The 437-nt window shown below is 39.4% G+C and carries 2 protein-coding genes; one reads left to right on the top strand and one right to left on the bottom strand.

Annotated features, from left to right (window positions below; genetic code table 11):
- On the bottom strand, nt 1-129 hold a 129-nt coding region (locus B9T16_RS29380), incomplete at its 3' end, for a pyridoxal-phosphate dependent enzyme (protein ID WP_410246468.1).
- Nucleotides 130-229: 100 nt separating this feature from the next.
- On the opposite strand from B9T16_RS29380, the gene B9T16_RS29375 reads away from it, so the two are divergent.
- On the top strand, nt 230-437 hold a 208-nt coding region (locus B9T16_RS29375; RefSeq protein WP_410246467.1), incomplete at its 3' end, for a hypothetical protein.

Below are 437 nucleotides of genomic sequence, written 5' to 3'. Positions count from 1 at the left end.
ATTTGCTGCTCCCCTAGCTTTAAAGGAATGCGTGATTTGCATGTTTTCACATTTCAACCATACTTCTTTAACGCCATGTGCACTGAGGGAAGGAGAGTGAATGAGAGGGGTGGTGATGGGGTGAAGCATGATGGGTTATGGGTTATGAGTTATGGGTTATGGGTTATGGGTTATGGGTTATGGGTTATGGGTTATTGCAAAAATATAACATCATTATCCGTTATTATTCTTGAACTTTGCAAAAAATTTCGGGCACACAATGAAATTCTTGAATCTTCTACTTGCACTATTTTTTACTTTCTTTTTTTTTGAATTACCAGCGCAAAATCTTGATTACCTAGGCCATATTCATTTAGGCGATGGCGCTGGTCTCAATGATGAAGCGTATATCATTAGACCGTACAATAACGGCGACATCTTAACTTCGGGTCGCTTTC

It is taken from the genome of Arthrospira sp. PCC 8006 (genome assembly GCF_046480465.1).
GTDB lineage: Bacteria > Cyanobacteriota > Cyanobacteriia > Cyanobacteriales > Microcoleaceae > Limnospira > Limnospira platensis.
This window is presented reverse-complemented; position numbering and strand designations above follow the sequence as displayed.